Annotated in this window: 21 protein-coding genes and 1 pseudogene; all 22 read left to right on the top strand. The window is 32.7% G+C overall.

What is annotated here, in order from left to right; translation table 11 throughout:
• Window positions 1-231: 231 nt before the first annotated feature.
• A complete protein-coding gene (locus MLOOGBEN_RS00530) occupies window positions 232-2,073 on the top strand; it encodes a polysaccharide biosynthesis protein (RefSeq protein ID WP_179156314.1) in 1,842 nt (613 codons plus the stop codon).
• Window positions 2,074-2,088: 15 nt separating this feature from the next.
• On the top strand, window positions 2,089-2,967 hold the full coding sequence (gene galU, locus MLOOGBEN_RS00525; RefSeq protein ID WP_179156313.1) for a UTP--glucose-1-phosphate uridylyltransferase GalU: 879 nt from the start codon (window positions 2,089-2,091) through the stop codon (window positions 2,965-2,967).
• A 42-nt stretch (window positions 2,968-3,009) separates the two neighbouring features.
• Window positions 3,010-4,080, top strand: a complete 1,071-nt coding sequence (locus MLOOGBEN_RS00520; RefSeq protein WP_179156312.1) for an EpsG family protein — start codon at window positions 3,010-3,012, stop codon at window positions 4,078-4,080.
• Between the two features lie 41 nt (window positions 4,081-4,121).
• Window positions 4,122-4,193, top strand: a pseudogene (locus tag MLOOGBEN_RS28865) (SDR family NAD(P)-dependent oxidoreductase); the annotation flags it as partial.
• 163 nt (window positions 4,194-4,356) lie between these two features.
• Window positions 4,357-4,500: a YwzD family small protein gene (locus tag MLOOGBEN_RS00515; RefSeq protein ID WP_179156311.1), complete on the top strand. Its 144-nt coding sequence runs from the start codon at window positions 4,357-4,359 to the stop codon at window positions 4,498-4,500.
• 16 nt (window positions 4,501-4,516) lie between these two features.
• Window positions 4,517-5,131 (top strand): sugar transferase, encoded by a 615-nt coding sequence (locus MLOOGBEN_RS00510; RefSeq protein WP_179156310.1) that lies wholly within the window; start codon window positions 4,517-4,519, stop codon window positions 5,129-5,131.
• Window positions 5,128-5,772, top strand: coding sequence for an acetyltransferase (locus tag MLOOGBEN_RS00505; RefSeq protein ID WP_179156309.1), 645 nt, complete (start codon window positions 5,128-5,130; stop codon window positions 5,770-5,772). The genes MLOOGBEN_RS00510 and MLOOGBEN_RS00505 overlap by 4 nt, the downstream gene beginning before the upstream one ends.
• Before the next feature lie 53 nt (window positions 5,773-5,825).
• The gene (locus MLOOGBEN_RS00500; RefSeq protein ID WP_179156843.1) at window positions 5,826-6,965 is read left to right on the top strand and encodes a DegT/DnrJ/EryC1/StrS family aminotransferase; all 1,140 of its coding nucleotides are present in this window, start codon (window positions 5,826-5,828) and stop codon (window positions 6,963-6,965) included.
• A 32-nt stretch (window positions 6,966-6,997) separates the two neighbouring features.
• Window positions 6,998-7,342 carry a helix-turn-helix domain-containing protein gene (locus MLOOGBEN_RS00495; RefSeq protein WP_179156308.1) on the top strand — a complete coding sequence of 115 codons (345 nt, stop codon included), beginning with the start codon at window positions 6,998-7,000 and terminating at the stop codon, window positions 7,340-7,342.
• Between the two features lie 9 nt (window positions 7,343-7,351).
• A complete protein-coding gene (locus MLOOGBEN_RS00490) occupies window positions 7,352-8,092 on the top strand; it encodes a glycosyltransferase family 32 protein (RefSeq protein ID WP_179156307.1) in 741 nt (246 codons plus the stop codon).
• Between the two features lie 20 nt (window positions 8,093-8,112).
• Window positions 8,113-8,739 (top strand): acyltransferase, encoded by a 627-nt coding sequence (locus MLOOGBEN_RS00485; protein ID WP_256988776.1) that lies wholly within the window; start codon window positions 8,113-8,115, stop codon window positions 8,737-8,739.
• A 26-nt stretch (window positions 8,740-8,765) separates the two neighbouring features.
• Window positions 8,766-9,965 (top strand): glycosyltransferase, encoded by a 1,200-nt coding sequence (locus MLOOGBEN_RS00480; protein WP_179156306.1) that lies wholly within the window; start codon window positions 8,766-8,768, stop codon window positions 9,963-9,965.
• Window positions 9,966-10,181: 216 nt separating this feature from the next.
• Complete coding sequence (locus MLOOGBEN_RS00475; RefSeq protein WP_483296369.1) at window positions 10,182-11,975, top strand: ABC transporter ATP-binding protein; 1,794 nt, start codon at window positions 10,182-10,184, stop codon at window positions 11,973-11,975.
• Window positions 11,976-12,013: 38 nt separating this feature from the next.
• Complete coding sequence (locus tag MLOOGBEN_RS00470) at window positions 12,014-13,015, top strand: glycosyltransferase family 2 protein (protein WP_179156304.1); 1,002 nt, start codon at window positions 12,014-12,016, stop codon at window positions 13,013-13,015.
• A gap of 77 nt (window positions 13,016-13,092) precedes the next feature.
• Window positions 13,093-13,872 carry a glycosyltransferase family 32 protein gene (locus tag MLOOGBEN_RS00465; RefSeq protein ID WP_256988775.1) on the top strand — a complete coding sequence of 260 codons (780 nt, stop codon included), beginning with the start codon at window positions 13,093-13,095 and terminating at the stop codon, window positions 13,870-13,872.
• Window positions 13,873-13,876: 4 nt separating this feature from the next.
• The gene (locus tag MLOOGBEN_RS00460; protein WP_256988774.1) at window positions 13,877-14,659 is read left to right on the top strand and encodes a 6-hydroxymethylpterin diphosphokinase MptE-like protein; all 783 of its coding nucleotides are present in this window, start codon (window positions 13,877-13,879) and stop codon (window positions 14,657-14,659) included.
• Window positions 14,640-15,440, top strand: coding sequence for a 3-deoxy-manno-octulosonate cytidylyltransferase (locus MLOOGBEN_RS00455; protein WP_218780980.1), 801 nt, complete (start codon window positions 14,640-14,642; stop codon window positions 15,438-15,440). Before MLOOGBEN_RS00460 ends, MLOOGBEN_RS00455 begins: the two co-directional genes overlap by 20 nt.
• Before the next feature lie 29 nt (window positions 15,441-15,469).
• A complete protein-coding gene (gene kdsA / locus MLOOGBEN_RS00450; RefSeq protein ID WP_179156300.1) occupies window positions 15,470-16,309 on the top strand; it encodes a 3-deoxy-8-phosphooctulonate synthase in 840 nt (279 codons plus the stop codon).
• The gene (locus MLOOGBEN_RS00445) at window positions 16,281-17,291 is read left to right on the top strand and encodes a KpsF/GutQ family sugar-phosphate isomerase (RefSeq protein ID WP_179156299.1); all 1,011 of its coding nucleotides are present in this window, start codon (window positions 16,281-16,283) and stop codon (window positions 17,289-17,291) included. The genes kdsA and MLOOGBEN_RS00445 overlap by 29 nt, the downstream gene beginning before the upstream one ends.
• A complete protein-coding gene (locus MLOOGBEN_RS00440) occupies window positions 17,288-17,770 on the top strand; it encodes a KdsC family phosphatase (protein WP_179156298.1) in 483 nt (160 codons plus the stop codon). Before MLOOGBEN_RS00445 ends, MLOOGBEN_RS00440 begins: the two co-directional genes overlap by 4 nt.
• A 46-nt stretch (window positions 17,771-17,816) precedes the next feature.
• On the top strand, window positions 17,817-18,626 hold the full coding sequence (locus MLOOGBEN_RS00435) for a 6-hydroxymethylpterin diphosphokinase MptE-like protein (RefSeq protein WP_179156297.1): 810 nt from the start codon (window positions 17,817-17,819) through the stop codon (window positions 18,624-18,626).
• Window positions 18,623-19,486: a 6-hydroxymethylpterin diphosphokinase MptE-like protein gene (locus MLOOGBEN_RS00430; RefSeq protein WP_179156296.1), complete on the top strand. Its 864-nt coding sequence runs from the start codon at window positions 18,623-18,625 to the stop codon at window positions 19,484-19,486. Before MLOOGBEN_RS00435 ends, MLOOGBEN_RS00430 begins: the two co-directional genes overlap by 4 nt.
• Window positions 19,487-19,517: the final 31 nt, after the last annotated feature.

The following is a 19,517-nucleotide window of genomic DNA, read 5'->3' as shown; positions in this document are numbered from 1 at the left end:
AAATTTAAATAAATATTAATGATAGGTTTTGAAGTAAAACCTATCATTAATATTTATTTAAGGAGTTGTTATTTTGAAAGATATTGATCTTTATCCAAAATCTATAGCAAAAGCAATTAGGTATATTAAGCAGGACGCAGACAAAAACCAGCTAGAAGAAATTCGAAAATTAATAGACAATGCGATCAAAATAAGGTTGAAAAGAGTCTAATCTGGTGAAGGAGGAAAAGTATGACCTATCGGCAACGTTTATCCTTATTTATATTTCTTGATTCTTGTATTGTCATAACAGCTATTTTTTTTAGCGGTTTTTTAGTAAGTGGAACAATAAAGGTTATAGCTCCTCAAATGATTTTAAGTGCAATTGTCATTATAATTAGTCATCATGTCCTATCTTTTCAACTTCATCTTTATAAAAAAGCTTGGGAATATGCTAGTATAGGCGAGTTATTAAGTATCATGAAGGTAGTATCTATTTCTATTCTTATTGCAGCCGTAGTTCAACAGGTAGCGGTTCAAGAAATACACCTACGATTGCTTACAGTAACATGGTTTCTAAATATGTCATTTATTGGTGGTTCTCGTTTTTTTGGGAGAATGTATCGAGACTCCCATCTTAATAGAGCTAGTAACAAAAAAAGAACGCTTATTGTTGGTGCTGGATCTGCAGGGATGATGGTTGCTAGACAGCTCAAAAAAAACAGTGAAGATAATCTTTTACCTGTCGCCTTCATAGATGATGATATCAAAAAACATCAGCTAGAGATTCTTGGAATACCAATCATAGGTGGAATTAGAATGATTGAGACAACGGTAAAAAAACTAAAAATAGATCATATCGTTATTGCTATTCCTTCACTTAATAAGAGGGAACTTAGCACTATTTTTAATGAATGCGCAAAAACGAATGTGAAAACACAAAGTCTCCCAATGATTGAAGACCTGATTACTGGAAAGGTATCGGTAAAACAATTCCGTGATGTGCAGGTGGAGGACTTACTTGGAAGAGAGCCGGTAGAATTAGATATTAATAGTATCACTGAGAATATTACGGGGAAGGTTGTCCTTGTTACTGGAGCAGGTGGTTCCATTGGCTCTGAGATTTGTCGTCAAATTTCAAAATTTCATCCAAGGCAATTAGTATTGCTGGGTCATGGGGAAAACAGCATCTATTCCATTGAGATGGAATTGAAAGACACATTCAAAAATATAGAAACTGAATATATTCCTGTAATTGCTGATTTACAGGATGAAAAGAAAATGCTGAATGTCATGAGTACATATCAGCCGGATATTGTTTATCATGCAGCAGCACATAAACACGTGCCATTGATGGAGGCAAATCCTGAAGAAGCTGTAAAAAATAATTTAATTGGGACCATGAATGCAGCCAAGGCTGCCAGCTGGAATGGGGTCAATACCTTTGTAATGGTCTCAACAGATAAAGCTGTAAATCCCACTAGTGTAATGGGGGCAACGAAAAGGCTTGCTGAAATGATTATTCAATCAATGAATAGTGTAAGTGATACTAAATTTGTTGCAGTTCGTTTTGGAAACGTTCTGGGGAGCCGAGGGAGTGTAATCCCATTATTTAAAAGACAAATTGAAAATGGTGGACCGGTTACAGTTACTCATCCTGATATGGTCCGGTACTTTATGACGATTCCCGAAGCATCAAGACTTGTACTTCAAGCCGGGGCATTGGCAAAAGGAGGGGAGATTTTTATTTTAGATATGGGTGAACCAGTTAAGATAGTGGATTTAGCTAAGAATTTAATCAAACTATCAGGTAACTCAGTTGAAGAAATTGGGATTGAATTTTCTGGAATGAGACCAGGGGAGAAACTTTTTGAAGAACTATTAAAAGAGGACGAAGTTCAGGAGCAACAGATTTATCCAAAGATCTATATTGGTAAAACTTCAAATCTTTATTTACAGGAAATTGAAGAGCTAATCTCAACATTCCACCATTTAGAAAAGAAAGAAATAAGGGATAAGTTATTAAATCTGGCCAATAATCGAGTGGTACAAAAACAGGAAATTGCTATAATAGAAGCTTTACCAATAAATTAATGAGGTGCGAAATCAATGGAAGTAAGAAAAGCCATTATACCTGCAGCAGGTCTTGGAACAAGGTTTCTCCCAGCTACTAAGGCAATGCCAAAGGAAATGCTGCCAATTGTCGATAAACCTACAATCCAATACATTGTAGAGGAAGCTGTAGAATCTGGAATTGAAGATATTATCATTGTAACTGGGAAAGGGAAACGGGCTATTGAAGATCATTTTGACAACTCGTTTGAATTAGAACAAAATTTGATAGATAAGGGAAAGTATGAGTTACTAAGTGAAGTACAGAAATCGTCTAAACTTGTCGACATCCATTACATCCGACAAAAGGAACCAAGAGGATTGGGTCATGCCATTTGGTGCGCCCGCAAATTTATCGGTAATGAACCGTTTGCAGTCCTTTTGGGAGATGATATTGTCCAGGCTGAAAAGCCTTGTTTAAAACAGTTAATTGAACAGTATAACAGATATAATGCCACAATTCTAGGGGTCCAATCTGTCCGAGAACAAGATGTTTCTAGGTATGGAATTGTAGGTGGGAATCAAATGACAAGCCGTTTTTACAGTGTGGATAGATTAGTAGAAAAGCCAAAGCAGGAAGAAGCACCATCCAATTTAGCTATTCTTGGTCGCTATATTTTAAGTCCTAAAATTTTCGAAATCCTAAGTCAGCAACAGCCAGGGACTGGTGGAGAAATTCAACTTACAGATGCAATTGCAACTCTAAATAAATTCGAAGCAGTCTATGCATATCATTTTGAGGGTACACGTTATGATGTGGGGGATAAAATGGGCTTTATTCAAACTACAATTGAATTTGCCTTGAAGCATAAGGATTTAAGAGAACAACTATTGAATTATTTATCTATAACTTTAGACAAGGAACTGATTAAATAAAGCTAACTTGAATTTTCATAATACTCTGAAGGGGTCTATTGTATGACTGTTCTATGGCTCAATCTTACGATAGTTTTTTTATTTTCTCTGTTCTCACGCTATTTTTCAAACACTTTGGTATTAAATGGTTTATTGGTGTCAATAAAACCCAATAAGTTATTAGCATTTGGTACCATCATTTCTTTTATTTTAGTTTCTGGTTTACGTAATAATATAGGTGATACCTTCTTCTATATGCATACCTACAAAATTAACGATTTTAACTGGGAATTAATTAAATCCCAGGATGATATCGGATTTGGTGTTCTTCAGATGATACTACAAAGATATTCAGCAGATCCACAAATACTAATATTTACAACGGCTATGATAACTAATGTTTTAATCATTATTGGGTTATATAAATATTCAAGGTTATTTGAATTAAGTATCTATGTTTATGTAACAGGTGGCTTGTTTTTAGTCACAATGAATGGAATTAGGCAATGTTTAGCAACCGCTATTCTCTTTACTGCTACAAAGTATTTAATAGAGGGTAATTGGTTTAGGTATTTATTAGTAGTTATTTTTGCATCGCTTTTCCACCAAAGTGCACTAATCTTAATTCCTATTTATTTCTTAGTAAGGTATAAAGCATGGACAAAGGCAACTATGATCCTATTACTTGGTTCAGCAATCATTGTTTTAGGATTTAATCAGTTTTCAACAATATTATTCTCAGCCATTGAAGATAGTCAGTACGGTGTTTATAGCCAATTTAGTGAAGGAGGAGCAAATTTTATCAGGGTTATTGTGTTTGCAATTCCCTTGGTCATTGCTTTCTTTGGAAGAGAGAAACTAAGAGAAATTTATCCAGATAGTGACGTTATTGTAAATATGGCAATAATCGGGTTGTCATTTATGATTATATCAATGGGAAATTGGATTTTTGCCAGATTTAATATTTATTTTGAACTATATCAAATAATCTTACTATCATGGATCGTCAAGGTATTTAGAGAAAAAGATCAAAGGCTTGTATATTATGCAATACTATTATGCTATTTTGCCTATTATTTCTACGAGAGTGTAATCAATTTAAATATTATATATAGAAGTAATTATTTGGGTTAACTCTACGGATTATTTTAATTAAAAATAAGAGGAGGAAATAAATGGCGATATTAATTACTTGGGGAGCCGGATATATTAGTAGCCACACATGTGTTGAGTTACTAAATCTCGGCTAGATTGCAAAGAAAGGGATAAATGAGATGTGTGAGGATGCTTGGCGCTGGCAGAATAAAAATCCAAACGGTTAAAAAGAAAGTCTAAATATTGAAAGTCCTCACTTCATACCAAGTGAGGACTTTTTAATTAGTAATAAATAGTATTAAGAGAGGTTAGTAAATGGATATATCTGAACATTTAACCCAACAGAAATTACAAGAGATTATGATGAATATTTATATTAAGAGTATAGAGGCAGAAAACGTCCAAGTTAAAGATCTTATTGAAGAGATAAAAAAACAGGTGCTAGCAGATTCCAAGTAGCTTGGGGGGATAAAACATGAAACGGCTATTTGACTTAGCGATATCTATAATACTATTTGCTTTTCTTTCTCCCATCTTTATCGTAATTGCTTTGTTAGTTAAAAAGAAGCTCGGATCTCCCATTATCTTTAAACAAGAACGGCCTGGTTTAAATGGAGAACGGTTCTCTTTGTACAAGTTTAGGACGATGACAGATGAAAAAAATGATCAAGGTCAATTGCTGCCAGATTATATAAGGATAACTTCATTTGGAAGTTTTCTTCGAAAATACAGCTTAGATGAATATCCACAATTATGGAACGTGATAAAAGGGGATTTGAGTTTAGTTGGACCACGACCGTTGCTCATTGAATACCTGCCACTTTATACAAAGGAGCAATCCTTACGTCACAACGTTAGACCGGGTATAACGGGGTGGGCACAGGTAAATGGAAGGAATACTCTTTCATGGGATGAAAAGTTCAAGTTAGATGTTTGGTACGTTAAAAACCAATCGTTCTTCCTTGATATGAAAATTCTCTTTCTTACCATTTATATAGTCATCATATCGGAAGGCATTAATCAACCAGGTAATGCAACTGTGGAGAGCTTTAAAGGATCTAACTCCACAATGGGAGGGGGAAATCCATGAAGGTTGTTGTCATTGGTCATGGAGGTCACAGTAAAGTGGTTTCTGATATTATTCGGGCAACCAATGGTCTCCAAATTATAGGATATCTTGATAATAAGTATGAAAGATTTCAAATAGTAGACAAACTCATTTGTGCACCTATTGGAGCAGCAAATCAACTTAAGGAAGAATATCATGGTATTAAATTTGTGATGGCTATTGGGGATAACAGAGCAAGAAAATTAGTTGTTGAAAACCTGGGTTTTAGCATAAATAATTTTTTAACCATTGTCCATCCTTCTGCAAGTATAAGCCCAAGTGCAAAAATAGGGTACGGTACTGTTGTCATGCCACAGGCGGTCATTAATGCAGATGTGATGATTGGTAACCATTGTATTATCAATTCTGGCTCAGTTGTGGAACATGATAGTCTATTAAAAGATTTTGTTCACCTCTGTCCTAATAGTACTATCGCTGGTACAGTCGAAATGCATGAGGGTTCCTATTTGGGAAGCGGGTCAACAATTATTCCAAATAGAAGAATTGGTAAATGGACAATGATTGGCGCAGGGGCAACTGTTGTTGGTGACCTTCCTGAAAATTGTCTGGCTGTGGGTACACCTGCCAAGGTGAAGAAGAATTATAAAGTGAGCGCGGGGTGAAGTCATTGGAAAAAACGACCTATAAAAAAAGGATATTTCTATCCTCTCCACATATGAGTGGAAAGGAACATAAATATATTAATACAGCATTTGAAACAAATTGGATTGCTCCACTTGGTCCAAATGTAGATGAATTTGAAAAGGAAATAGCTCATTATGTGGGAGTCAATGAGGCAGTGGCTCTTAGTTCAGGTACAGCAGCCATTCATCTGGCTCTACTACTACTAGATGTGGGTAAAGGGGATAAAGTGTTTTGTTCGAGCCTAACCTTTATTGCGAGTGCCAATCCTATAATATATCAGGGAGCTGAACCAGTTTTTATTGACTCTGAACCCGATACCTGGAATATGTCACCGCAAGCGTTGGAAAGAGCATTTGAAGAGGCATTTAGGGACGGGGCTCTTCCGAAGGCGGTAATTGTTGTCAATTTATACGGTCAAAGTGCCAAAATGGAAGAAATTTCAACTATCTGTAACCAATACGGAGTTCCCATCATTGAAGATGCAGCGGAATCGCTTGGAGCGTTATATAAAGGGGAAGCAAGTGGAACGTTTGGAAAGTTTGGTATTTTCTCTTTTAATGGGAATAAAATTATTACCACTTCAGGTGGAGGAATGCTGGTTTCGAATGACCGTGAGGCTTTACAAAGAGCAAGATTTTTAGCTACACAAGCACGTGATACTGCGGTACATTACCAACACAGTCAAATAGGATTCAACTATAGATTGAGTAATATTTTAGCTGGTATCGGAAGGGCACAATTGGAAGTATTGGACGAAAGGATAGCTGCAAGAAGAGCTATTTTTCAACGATACTATCATGAACTTTCAGACTATCCCGGATTTACCTTTATGCCTGAGTTATTTGATACCTTTTCTAATCGCTGGCTGACAGCTCTAACAATAAATGAGAATGAGGCTGGAATTTCAGTAGCAGATATACTGAATACATTAAGTGAGGAAAATATTGAAGCAAGGCCAGTTTGGAAGCCACTACACCTTCAACCAGTATTTAAGGGGGGGAAATATTATCCTCATAATGACAAAGAAAGCGTTTCAGAAACCCTCTTTAATAACGGGTTGTGTTTACCTTCAGGTTCGAATATGACGGAAGAGGATATAAACACTGTTATTCACCATATCAAACAAACTGTTAATAAAAGGAAGGAAAGAGTTGATATGTTTAGATCATAGTAATTTACTTTATGATAAACGGGGTATGAGTCGTGATTGGAAAAACGATATATGAATTTCGCAAGCAAAAGGGACTGACTTTGTCAGAATTAGCCAAACGTGCTAATTTATCAAAGTCCTACTTAAGTAATATAGAACGTAATATAAATCGGAATCCTTCCATAGAGGTTGTAAAAAGAATCGCAGCAGTGCTAGATGTGGAATTAGATATATTTTTAAGACCATTAAATACAAGCGGGTTTCAACAAGAACTGGATCAAGATTTGATTGATTTAGTGGCAGAATTAAAGGATACAGGAATTCAAATTAATGAATATAAAACCTTAATTGAATTTATTAAGTGGAAAAATCAGAATACAAGAGTAGAGGAAAGTTGAGGTAATTTAATGGACTATATTAACAAAATACCTAAGACAATCCATTACTGTTGGTTTGGAGGAAAGGAAAAACCAGGAATTGTAAAAAAATGCATAGAGACCTGGAAAAAGCAACTACCGGATTATGAAATTATTGAATGGAATGAACATAATTTTAATCTAGAATTAAATTCATATGTGAAAGAAGCTTACAGCGCAGGGAAATATGCTTTTGTCAGTGATTATGTACGTGTGCATGCCCTTTACAACTACGGTGGAATCTATCTTGATACGGATGTTGAGGTCTTTAAATCATTTGATGACCTTTTACTTCATACTTCCTTTTGGGGATTTGAGCAAGAAAACTATATTGCAACAAGCACGATTGGAGCAGAGAAGGGAAGTTCTTTAATCAAGGAATTTCTAGATTCTTATAATGAGAAAAAATTCATTAAAAGGGATGGAACATTTAATCAATTAACAAATGTTGCTATTATTACTAAGTTGCTTCAAGGAAAGGGTTTAATACCTAATGGTCATTATCAGGAAATTAATCAAATTGGAGTTTTTTATCCTCAGACCTATTTCTCTCCCTATGACTATATCAATTGCCAGTCGTTTATTTCTGAAAAAACTTATGCCATCCATCATTTTTATAAGAGTTGGCTCCCATTAAGTACAAGATTAAAAGGAAAAGTAAAATTTGTCCTCTCAAAACTAATAGGCGGTCACAATATTGCTAGATTAAGAAAAATGTATCCGTTGAAGTAAGTTGTAGAAGGAGTATCGGTATGATCAAAAAAGTAGTTATGACACTTATATCCGAGAGTAAAAAACGTGGGTTTTTGATTACGATTTTGATGAATTTTTCGCATTTGGTTGGCATATTAAGGGGAGGATTTTACAAAGTCATATATTTTAAAAATATTAAATCCTCCATTTTTTCTCTTCAAGCCAATAGTAAGATAGAAGTGTTTAATAATAGGGCAAAGATTTATATTGGAAAATTTGTTTTTATAAGGAAAAACGCGAGCGTTCGGATTGATTATGAAGGAGTACTTAATATAGGGAATAATGTTTTTATTAACGACAATTGTAATATTAATTGTGTGAACCGAATCACGATAGGGAACAACACTAAGATTGCGCCAAATGTCTGTATTAATGATCATGATCATAATTATAAAAAAAATACCTCTGACCATCTTATAAGAGGAGAAGTTACCATTGGTGAGAATGTTTGGATAGGATCAAATGTGGTTATTTTAAGAAATACCCATATTGGAGATAATGTGGTGGTTGCCGCAGGGAGTGTCGTTAAGGGAATCGTTCCACCTAATACAATCTTTATAAATAAAAGAGAGACAGAAATAAAACCTTATAAAAGCATAGATAAGGTAGTGCAGTTTAGTGTTTAATACTTCTTTTAGGTGAGGATTGAGGGATGAAAAAGAATATTTTAATATCTGTTTATAATATGGAAATTGGCGGAATTGAAAGAAGTTTAATTAATATGTTGGAAAGCTTTGATTATGAAAAATACAATGTTGATCTATTAATCTTTCATCATGTTGGCGAGTTTATGAGTTTAATCCCAGAGTCAGTGAATCTATTGCCACAGATATTAGAGTACTCTGTATTTCGAAAACCTGTTTTTCTATGTCTTAAAGAAAAACAATATACATTAGCTTTTATTAGAGTTGTATCAAAGTATATCGCAAAAATGAAGTGTGTGGCCCGGAGCTTGGAAGAGGGTGCTGGATATATACAAATGCAGCTGACTCAAAAATACTCTTCTTACTTTTTGCCAGAACTTGATAAGGAATATGATGTAGCAATTAGCTATGCTTGGCCGCATGATATTATTGCCAATAAGGTAAAAGCAAAGAAAAAAATTGCTTGGGTGCATACTGATTATAGTAAGTTGGAAATTGATAACGAGCTAGATCTCAAAGTTTGGAATCAATTTAATCATATTGCGTCAGTATCAGATGCCTGCAGGGATGCATTTTTAACTACCTATCCAACCTTAAAAGAAAAAGTAATGGTTGTTGAAAACATAACTTCCCCTAATTTCATAAAAAATATGGCGGAGGAAGAATTAACACTTAATGATGTAAAAGATAAAAATTTTAATCTTGTATCTGTGGGCAGATTATCTTATGTAAAAGGGTTTGACCTAGCAATAGAAGCTCTTAAACAACTACATGACAAAGGGTTAACTAATATTAAGTGGTATATTATCGGTTACGGCGGATTCGAGAAGGAATTGAAAGATTTAATTTCTAAACATAAATTAATGGATAGTTTTATCCTTTTAGGTAAAAGAACAAACCCATATCCTTATATGAAAAATTGTGATTTATACGTTCAACCTTCTAGGTATGAAGGAAAAGCAGTAACTGTTACTGAGGCCAAAATACTAGGTAAACCAATCCTTATTACCAATTATCCAACAGCATCCAGCCAGATAGAAAATGGGGTTGAAGGAGCAATCTGTGATCTAAGTGTTCCAGGTTTAGCGAAGGGGATTGAGGAATTTTATAATAATCAAAAATTGAAGAATACTATAATCAACAATATAAAACATAAAGATTTTAGTAATAGTTATGAACTAGAAAAGCTATATAAAATAATTAGTTAGTTTTAGTTGTAGTTTGATGGGAGTTAAACAATAAGGATTTACAGATCAACTGTAGAATAATGTCGAAGGAATGTTCTTTAATAAGAACATATTGTAGTTTATAATTTTAAAAAAAGGAAACTTTGGTAACCATAATTTTAAGATATCGTAAAATACGTATTTTTTTTGTTGTTATCGTTCATTATAGTGAACGGTTGGTAATAATAAATTTAAGGTGTGACTAAATTGAAAGATACATTTAAAAAGCTAAGGGTACTCTTTAATAAAAAAGATAAGAAAAAGTTTTTATTACTTTTTTTTATGATGATCATTGCTGCTATATTTGAAACGGCAGGGATTGGTTTAATAGTTCCTTTTGTTGGAATAGTGACAAATCCTACAATGATACAAGAACAACCGTTTTTATCATTTGCATACAAATTGTTAAACTTTCAATCAGTAAATGCTTTTATTATATTTGCTGTTGGCATTTTACTTACAGTTTTTATTATAAAAAATGGCTACTTACTAGGGTTTTACTATTTACAATACAGAGTCATTTTTAATCAAAAGGTAAAACTATCAAGTTCAATGTTTAAAGAGTATTTAACCAAACCTTATACATTTCATTTGCAACGGAATTCCGCTGAACTATTAAGAAATGTAAATGGTGAAGTGGCCAAAATATTTGATGGAATATTATTAGCAACTTTTCAATTACTGACTGAAATTCTAGTCGTTATTTCTATACTTACTTTACTAATCGTTACTGCACCATTAGCTACTCTAACCGCTGGAATTCTATTAGGCGGAAGTATTTTTATTTTCTTTAAAATTTTCCGTACTAAAATCACTTATTTAGGAAAGGAAAATCAAAAGATTAGCCGTGAGGTCATTAAATGGGTCAATCAAGGATTAGGGGCAAGTAAAGAAATAAAGGTTTCAGGAAAGGAACGTTACTTTGTAAATTCATATGAAAAACAAAGTAAAATCATGGCTAGTAATACTATTTTTAAAAATATGCTGGACCAAGTACCCAGGCTTTTCATCGAAACATTATTAGTTTCAGTTGTCCTTATTACGATGATTATTATTGTTTTTCAAGGGACCAATTCGACCAACTTAGTAGCAACTATGTCATTATTTGCAATGGCAGCTTTTCGCCTTATGCCTTCAATAAATAGAATTGTTGCTAGTTTATCAACAATACGATTCAGTCAACCAGCTTTAACAGTAGTTTACAATGATTTAATTGAAGACAATTTAGAAAGAAAAACAAAGTCTGAAAAAGAAATCAATGAGTCGAAACCAGTAAAGGTGGCTAAAGGTGAAAAGACATTCAAAAAATCGATAAATTTGGAAAATGTATACTTCCGTTATCCAAACCAAGATGAATATTCAATAAAAGATGTATCTTTAAACATCCCTATTGGTAATTCAGTTGCTTTTGTTGGAACTTCTGGTGCTGGTAAAACAACTATTGTTGATATAATACTGGGTCTCTTGGAACCTGAGAAGGGTCTAGTATTTTTAGATGGGAAGGAGTTAAATGAACTTTTGCCAATCTGGAAAAATAAAATTGGTTATATCCCACAATCCATATATTTATCAGATGAAACCATTAGGAAAAATGTTGCATTTGGAATAGATGATAATGACATCGATGAACTTGCTGTTCAAAAGGCAATTAAAGATGCTCAGTTAGAGGATTTTGTTAATTCACTTCCTGAAGGATTAGATACAATTGTCGGGGAGAGAGGAGTAAGGCTTTCTGGAGGACAACGCCAACGTATTGGGATTGCTAGGGCATTGTACCATAATCCGGAAATTATCTTTTTAGATGAGGCAACATCTGCTTTAGATAACAGTACTGAAAAAGAGATTATGAGAGCAATAGATGGTCTAAAAGGTGAGAAGACTTTAATCATTATAGCTCATAGACTAAGTACAATAGAAAATTGCGATATTGTTTTTAAAGTGGATAAAGGAAAGTTAATATCTGTAGATCATAAATTAAAACAGTCAATGTAAGGTAAATATATATCAAATTTTTTGAAAGGAGGAAAAAGGTGGTTCCAAAAATCAGTGTGATCATACCAGTTTATAATGTAGAAAATTATTTACACCGTTGTGTTGATAGTGTATTAAATCAAACATTTCAAGATTTTGAAATTATACTAATTAACGACGGTTCCAAGGATAGTTCTGGTGAAATTTGTGATGATTATGCAAAACAGGATAAACGGATAAAAGTAATCCATAAAAAAAATGCTAGGGTTTCAGCTGCTAGAAATGACGGTATTAAAATGGCAAAAGGAAAATACTTAAGTTTTATTGACTCGGATGATTGGATTGAACCTCCAATGTACCAGGAAATGTTTAATAAAGCTGAAGATTTAGATCTGGATTTTATTATGTGCGATTACAAGAAAAAATCAAATGATTATGAAGATAAGCGATCACAACCTATACGAGGGGGATATTACTCAAAAGATGACATAAAAAATGAACTTTTCAATTGTTTAATCATGTTTGAGGATATTGAATTTCCACCTACTATTTCAAATTGGCTTTGTTTATTTAATTTAGAATTTCTTAAAAATAACAGTCTATACTACGATGAAGATATCCATTATTCTGAAGACTCAATACTAGGATCGAAGATTATGTTTCATGCTACCAGTTTTTACTACTTAAAAGGTCATTATTATTATAACTATTTCTACAACCCAAATTCTACAACGAATACATACAATGAAAAAAAATGGAATGCTTATCTTAAAATTAATGGAAGAATGGAAAAATATTTTGGAAAAGTTGTTGAATTTGACTTTTCGAGACAAATTCAAATTAATATGTTGTATTTTACGTTAAATGCATTAGGACAAATAAAATATTCAGAGGTAGATGAAAAAAAAAGAATAGATATGATTAAAAGAATCATGTATCACCCCAAAGTTACTGAAACATTGAAGGACTTTAAATTACCTAACGTTTCCTGGAAGACCAAAATTATTATACTTTTAATAAAGTTTAAAATGGTAAGATTGTATAATTTTATTAATAACTAAAATAAATATGCTAGCAAGGTTTGATAGCAAATAAATCCGCTGGGAAAAATTAAAAGAATATCGGAGGAATGACTTTTATGATACCAAAAGTAATTCATTACTGCTGGTTTGGGAAAGGTGAATTATCCCCATTAATAAAAAATTGTATATCTAGTTGGAAAAAGTTTTGCCCTGATTATGAAATTATTGAATGGAATGAATCTAATTTCGACATAAATTCTAGTATTTGGACAAAGGAAGCGTATGACAAAAAAAAATATGCTTTTGTTTCTGATTATGCAAGATTATTTATCCTCTACAATTATGGAGGTATATATTTAGATACGGATGTAGAGTTAACAAAAAACATAGATGAATTTTTATTACATGAGGCATTTTCTTGTTTTGAAAATGATAAATATGTTTCAACTGGGATAATTGGAAGTGTTCCGAGACATAAAGTAATAAAGAATTTTTTGGAATACTATGATGGCCTTCACTTTATAAACGAGGATGGAAGTATTAAGGATATTCCCAATGTACGGTTTATGACAGAAATATTAAAAGAATATGGGTTGAAAGTAAATAACGAATTCCAGATTTTAAATGGATTCTGTATTTATCCTAGAACTTATTTTTGTCCAATTGATGCTAATGGAAATAGAGATTTCTCTAAAAAAACTTATTGCATCCATCATTTCACCTCTTCATGGAGACCTGAAAAGGACCAAAAACAAGTAGCTTTTATGCATAAATGGTATTACCCCCTTTATAAAACAACACTAATTGGAGTAATTAATTTTGGGAAACTAATACTTGGAAAACATAATGCACGGAGGCTCCACATTAAATATAAACAATTATTTTTGAGAGAGTAGTCAAATGGTAATAAAGAAATATATAACTAATCAAAGGTACAGGACAATAAAATTATCTCGAACACTTATTTTCCCATATACCTCTAATGGGAGAAAACTTAAAAAATTGAAGAATAAACATAAAGGAAACAGATGCTTCATTGTAGGTAATGGTCCTAGTTTAACAGTTGAAGATCTCAATCTCTTAAAAAATGAAATTACATTTGCTTTTAATCGCATTTACTATATTTTTGATGACACAGATTGGCGTCCTACTTATTACTGTTCTGAAGATGATAAAACTATTTTTAAAAGTAAAGAAGAGATAAATAAATTAAAGATAGAAAACAAATTTTTCCCTGTTAACTTCCCATGGGATTATAAGATTCATTTTAATAATGCAAATTATTATATCTTTAAGTTTGGTGATAGGAATGTCGAACCGAGGTTTTCTGAAGACATCGTTAAAGGCATATACTGGGGAAATACAGTAGCCTATACGGCCATTCAAATGGCAGTTTATATGGGTATTAAAGAGATTTATCTATTAGGTGTTGACCATAACTTCAGTAAGATGATAAATGATAACGGTGAAATTGTATCTGATGAAACAGCAAAAGACTATTTTACTGAAAACTATAATACAGACAAAGAGGATTTATATATTCCAAATATTGAAATTTCAACCAGAGCATTTAAAGCTGCAAAAAAATTTACAGACAATCACAATATAAAAATTTTTAATGCAACTCGTGGAGGGAAACTAGAAGTCTTTGACAGAATAGATTTTGACAAAATATTATTTTGAAAGCGTGGTATCAAGTATGAGAATAGTTGGAGTAATACCTGCAAGAGGCGGTTCTGCCAGATTTTATAATAAACCTTTAGCAAATATTTTTGGAAAACCTATGGTTTGGTGGGTCTACACACATTCTAAAGAAGTTGAATGTTTTGAAGAAGTATATATTGCTACAGACAGCGAAGAAATTAGATCAGTATGTGAAGACTTTGGTGCAAAAGTAATCATGACCTCAAAGGAGCATGATACAGCAACAGAAAGGCTTTATGAAGTATCCCAAAAAACAGATGCAGATCTATATGTAATGGTAAATGGTGACGAGCCAGTGATAGAAGCAAAAGATATCATAAAATGTATTCCTGTTGAGTTGGAAAAAGAAGATTTCTATGTATCAAATCTAATGACAGATTTTACTGATCCGGTTGAAGTAGTGGATACAACGAATTTAAAAATAGTAACAAATAAAGATGGGATTTGTCTGTTCATTTCGCGCAGCCCTATACCATTCCCTAAAGGTGGTATGAATTATACATACCAGAAATTTGTGGGAGTAGGGGCTTTTACTAAAAAAGCTCTACAATACTATCATAATACTGCACGGGGACCAATTGAAAAAATTGAAGAAAATGACTCTTTCAGATTTATAGAGAATAGGAAGGACATTTATTATATTAACGCACACTGTAAAACAATTTCAGTCGATACTCCTAAAGATATTGAAAAGGTAGAAGAGTATATGTTAGCAAGTGGGAAACTTCCAGTTTATACACATAATAATGAAAGAGCATAAAGATTTTATTTTAGGAGGAAGAAATTAAAATGAAAACAATGAAAGTCGGTAACATTACAATAAATAATAATATATTTTCTCTGATTGCTGGTCCTTGTGTAATAGAATCAGAAACACAAGTGATGGAAGTGGCATCAAGAATGAAAGACATTACAGGACTACTGGGTATTCCTTTTATTTTTAAGTCATCGTTCGATAAAGCGAACAGAACGTCTGTTTCAGCGTTCAGAGGTCCAGGAATAAATGAGGGTCTACGTATTCTTAAAAGAGTAAAAGATGAGTTAGGGTTACCTGTAGTAACAGACATTCATGAACCTTACCAAGCAAGGATTGCTGCTGAGGTTGTCGATATGCTTCAAATACCAGCCTTCCTATGTAGACAAACAGATTTATTAATAGCAGCAGCTGAAACTGGCTTGCCGGTGAATATTAAAAAAGCGCAGTTTTTATCTGCTAAAGATATGAAAAATGTCATTACTAAGGTTGAAGAATCAGGGAATGAAAACATTCTTTTATGCGAAAGAGGGAACACATTCGGTTATAACAATCTAGTAGTTGATATGACCAGCATCATTGAAATGAAAAAGTTCGGTTACCCAGTTGTTTTTGATGCAACCCATAGTGTTCAAAAGCCTGGTGGAAACCTAACGTCTACTGGTGGGAATCGGGAGTATGTAGAACACTTAGCGAAAGCAGCTATTGCTGTTGGTGCTGATCTATTATTTATGGAAGTACATGAAGATCCGGATAATGCTAAATCCGATGGGCCTAATATGGTTAGACTTGATGAGATTGAAGTTATACTTAAAAAGCTTATCAAAGTATATAAGGCGGTGCATGATGTTGAATCAATTAGCTGCTCAAACTGAAATGAACATCGAACATCAAATAGATATTCTTTCCGAATCAAGATTTGTTTTTGAAACTGAGGTAAATGCAATAAACCTTGTAAAAGATGCTTTAGATGATAGTTTTGTAAGAATAGTAGAATTAATATCCAAGTGTACCGGCAAGGTAATTGTAACAGGTATGGGGAAGCCTGGGCATGTTTCGAGAAAGATTGCCGCAACTATGTCAAGTCTAGGGACATCATCGTTTTTTCTGCATCCTGCGGAAGCACTACATGGAGACTTAGGAATGATTTCTCCCAATGATATTGTTATAGCCATTAGCTATAGTGGAGAAAGTGAAGAGGTCACTAGAATTCTACCTAATATAAAAATAATAGGGTCAACATTAATAGGGATTTCTGGTAATCAAAATTCATCACTTATTAAATATAGTGATTACTCGTTTGTGTTTCCTAAATTTAAGGAAGCTTGTGCGATGAATTTGGCACCTACATCAAGTACAACGGTTGAAATGGTTTTGGGAGACGCACTAGCAGTTTGTTTATCGAAGATCTATGGATTCCATGAACATAATTACGCAATGTATCACCCAGCTGGCTCTCTTGGGAAAAAACTGCTAATAAAAGTAAAAGATATTATGCATGCAGGGGACAAAAATGCAGTTGTAGGAGCAGGGACTAAGTTAAAGGACGCTATTATTGAAATGAGTACTAAAGCTATAGGGATTATTAATATTGTAAATGAACTTCATGAATTAGTCGGAGTCTTTACGGATGGTGATTTAAGAAGAACGTTTACAAAAGAAGTGAATGTTTTTGATTTGTCAGTTGATGATGTAATGGCTAAAACACCATTATATATAGGTTCTGAAATGCTCGCAGTAGATGCACTTAAGATGATGAAAGATAATAATATCTCTGCATTGCCAATCGTTAAGGATAATAAACTGGTAGGAACAATAAGAGTTAACGATATTCTAGGAGTGGGGATAATCATATGATTAAAGATAAAAATCTATCAAAAATAAAAATGCTAGTTATGGATGTAGACGGTACTCTTACCGATGGGAAAATTTATGTAGGTGATAGTGGTGAGGTATTTAAGGCATTTAATGTAAAAGATGGCTACCGGTTAATTAATATTGAAAAGTATAATATGATACCCGTTATCATTACAGGAAAGAAATCAGAGATATTATCGAAACGTGCTGCTGAACTAAAGATTGAAGAAGTTTATCAAGGTGTTGACGATAAACTGAAGGTTTTGGACGAGGTAATTAAGAGATACCAGTTAACTTATGAAAATGTTGCGTATATCGGTGATGATGTAAACGATCTTGATTGTATGAAAGTTTGCTATTTAAAAGCTTGCCCAGCAGATGCAATGAATGAGGTTATTGATGTAGTAGATTATGTTTGTAAATCTAATGGTGGAAATGGAGCAGTTAGAGAATTTATTGATTTGATTGTGAAAAAATAATAATGCCAAAAACACCAATTTAGCCTTTAAGTTTAGGAGAATGAAAATGTTTAAAGTAAAAAAAAGTATAATTAAAGTTTACAATACTCTATATTTAATTATCTTTTATATTGTTAATTCTTTCGCGAAACTTAATATCCCTTTAACCAAAAATAACTATAAAATTTTAGGGTTAAAAAACAAATATAAAGGTGAGCGTTGTTTCATTATTGGTAATGGCCCCAGTTTGAAATCAGAGGATTTAGAAAAATTGAAAGGTGAATTTACTTTTGCTTCTAATAAAATTTATAAAATCTTTAAAAAGACTACTTGGAGACCAACATTTTATATGGTTGTTGATCCCATAGTATTAGAGGAAAATGTTAAAGATATAAATTTTGTTGAAGCAAAGACAAAATTTACATTAAAGGTTTATAAACATTTATTTAATGCAGATATATATTTTAATAATAACTTTTATAAGAACAAACGCGGTTCTTTTTCAACTAATATTATGGAATCGTTGTATTCTTCAGGAACTGTCTCATATCATATGCTTCAAATAGCTCATTATATGGGATTTTCAGAAGTGTTTTTGGTTGGACATGATTACAATTTTAAAGGGGCAATTTCAAAAACAAAAGATTTATCGTGCTTAAAAAAAGATGAAAATTCGCAAATATATTTTAGTGAAGACTACATTAAAGTAAACGAAAAGAGACCAGGACAGGCACCGGAAGAAATGTATATTGGAATGGAAAAAGCGAAATTAGTATATGGAAGTTCCGATAGAAAAATATTTAACGCAACACGAGTTACATATCTAGATGTATTTGAACTAAGGAATTTTGATGAATTGTTTGGAGATATAAAATGATAAATTTAATAAAAAAATCAACTAATAATGTATTGTCATTCTTTATATGGACATATAGAAAAAATATTAAACCATCATATATAAATATAAGAATAAGAACTTTGTCACAAAAAGCTAAGAATCTTAAAAACCGTCATATGGGCGAAAGCTGCTTTATTATTGGGAACGGTCCAAGTTTAACAGTAGAAGATCTAAATAAAATTAAAAGTCAGGTATCTTTTTCTTGCAATAGAATTAATTTACTTTTAGATAAAACTGTATGGAAACCTTATTTCTATACTATTACCGACTCATTAATGGCAAGTAAATTTTTTGATGAAGTTTATAACATGCAAAAGAAGCAGATGTTTGTAGTTGTTTCAAATACAAGTTATCCTTCGTTAAAAAAACAGTTTGATAAAGATTGTATTTTTTTAAGATCTTATTATGAACTTGAAAATAATGCGTTACCAAGATTCAGTAATGACGTGTCAAAAAAAATATTCCAACATGGAACAGTTACATATGCAAATATTCAGCTTGCAGCATATATGGGATTTAAAAATATTTATCTTATTGGTGTTGACCATAATTTTGGAATAACTAAGAAAAAAGACGGGAGTATTGATATTAATAAAGAGTTGATGGGAAAAGACCACTTTGATGAAAATTATACAGTTAAACACAATAAAGAAAATCCCGTAAATTTATATTCTATGACAGAAGCTTATTTGTCTGCGAAGAAATATTGCGATAAAAAAGGTGTGAAAATTTATAACGCGACAAGGGGAGGAAAACTAGAAGTGTTTCCACGGGTAAACTTTGATGAATTATTTGATAATAATGGTGAATTTATTGGTGCTTCAATAGATACAAAGTGAATATTGTATCTACTGAATTTTACTAGATATA

Source organism: Bacillus sp. EB106-08-02-XG196 (genome assembly GCF_013396335.1).
In the GTDB taxonomy this organism is placed as follows: domain Bacteria; phylum Bacillota; class Bacilli; order Bacillales; family Cytobacillaceae; genus Neobacillus.
Note: the sequence above shows the minus strand (reverse complement) of the source record. Positions and strands in the feature narration are given on the sequence as shown.

What these genes read in the sequence shown, in the direction of transcription:
- MLOOGBEN_RS00500 (WP_179156843.1), top strand. Translation starts at nt 5,826, where the DNA reads ATGAGTGGAAAGGAACATAAATATATTAATACAGCATTTGAAACAAAT.
- MLOOGBEN_RS00430 (WP_179156296.1), top strand. Translation starts at nt 18,623, where the DNA reads ATGATAAATTTAATAAAAAAATCAACTAATAATGTATTGTCATTCTTT.
- MLOOGBEN_RS00505 (WP_179156309.1), top strand. Translation starts at nt 5,128, where the DNA reads ATGAAGGTTGTTGTCATTGGTCATGGAGGTCACAGTAAAGTGGTTTCT.
- MLOOGBEN_RS00460 (WP_256988774.1), top strand. Translation starts at nt 13,877, where the DNA reads ATGGTAATAAAGAAATATATAACTAATCAAAGGTACAGGACAATAAAA.
- MLOOGBEN_RS00530 (WP_179156314.1), top strand. Translation starts at nt 232, where the DNA reads ATGACCTATCGGCAACGTTTATCCTTATTTATATTTCTTGATTCTTGT.
- MLOOGBEN_RS00440 (WP_179156298.1), top strand. Translation starts at nt 17,288, where the DNA reads ATGATTAAAGATAAAAATCTATCAAAAATAAAAATGCTAGTTATGGAT.
- MLOOGBEN_RS00520 (WP_179156312.1), top strand. Translation starts at nt 3,010, where the DNA reads ATGACTGTTCTATGGCTCAATCTTACGATAGTTTTTTTATTTTCTCTG.
- MLOOGBEN_RS00435 (WP_179156297.1), top strand. Translation starts at nt 17,817, where the DNA reads ATGTTTAAAGTAAAAAAAAGTATAATTAAAGTTTACAATACTCTATAT.
- MLOOGBEN_RS00485 (WP_256988776.1), top strand. Translation starts at nt 8,113, where the DNA reads ATGATCAAAAAAGTAGTTATGACACTTATATCCGAGAGTAAAAAACGT.
- MLOOGBEN_RS00515 (WP_179156311.1), top strand. Translation starts at nt 4,357, where the DNA reads ATGGATATATCTGAACATTTAACCCAACAGAAATTACAAGAGATTATG.
- MLOOGBEN_RS00480 (WP_179156306.1), top strand. Translation starts at nt 8,766, where the DNA reads ATGAAAAAGAATATTTTAATATCTGTTTATAATATGGAAATTGGCGGA.
- kdsA (WP_179156300.1), top strand. Translation starts at nt 15,470, where the DNA reads ATGAAAACAATGAAAGTCGGTAACATTACAATAAATAATAATATATTT.
- MLOOGBEN_RS00445 (WP_179156299.1), top strand. Translation starts at nt 16,281, where the DNA reads ATGTTGAATCAATTAGCTGCTCAAACTGAAATGAACATCGAACATCAA.
- MLOOGBEN_RS00490 (WP_179156307.1), top strand. Translation starts at nt 7,352, where the DNA reads ATGGACTATATTAACAAAATACCTAAGACAATCCATTACTGTTGGTTT.
- MLOOGBEN_RS00510 (WP_179156310.1), top strand. Translation starts at nt 4,517, where the DNA reads ATGAAACGGCTATTTGACTTAGCGATATCTATAATACTATTTGCTTTT.
- MLOOGBEN_RS00465 (WP_256988775.1), top strand. Translation starts at nt 13,093, where the DNA reads ATGATACCAAAAGTAATTCATTACTGCTGGTTTGGGAAAGGTGAATTA.
- galU (WP_179156313.1), top strand. Translation starts at nt 2,089, where the DNA reads ATGGAAGTAAGAAAAGCCATTATACCTGCAGCAGGTCTTGGAACAAGG.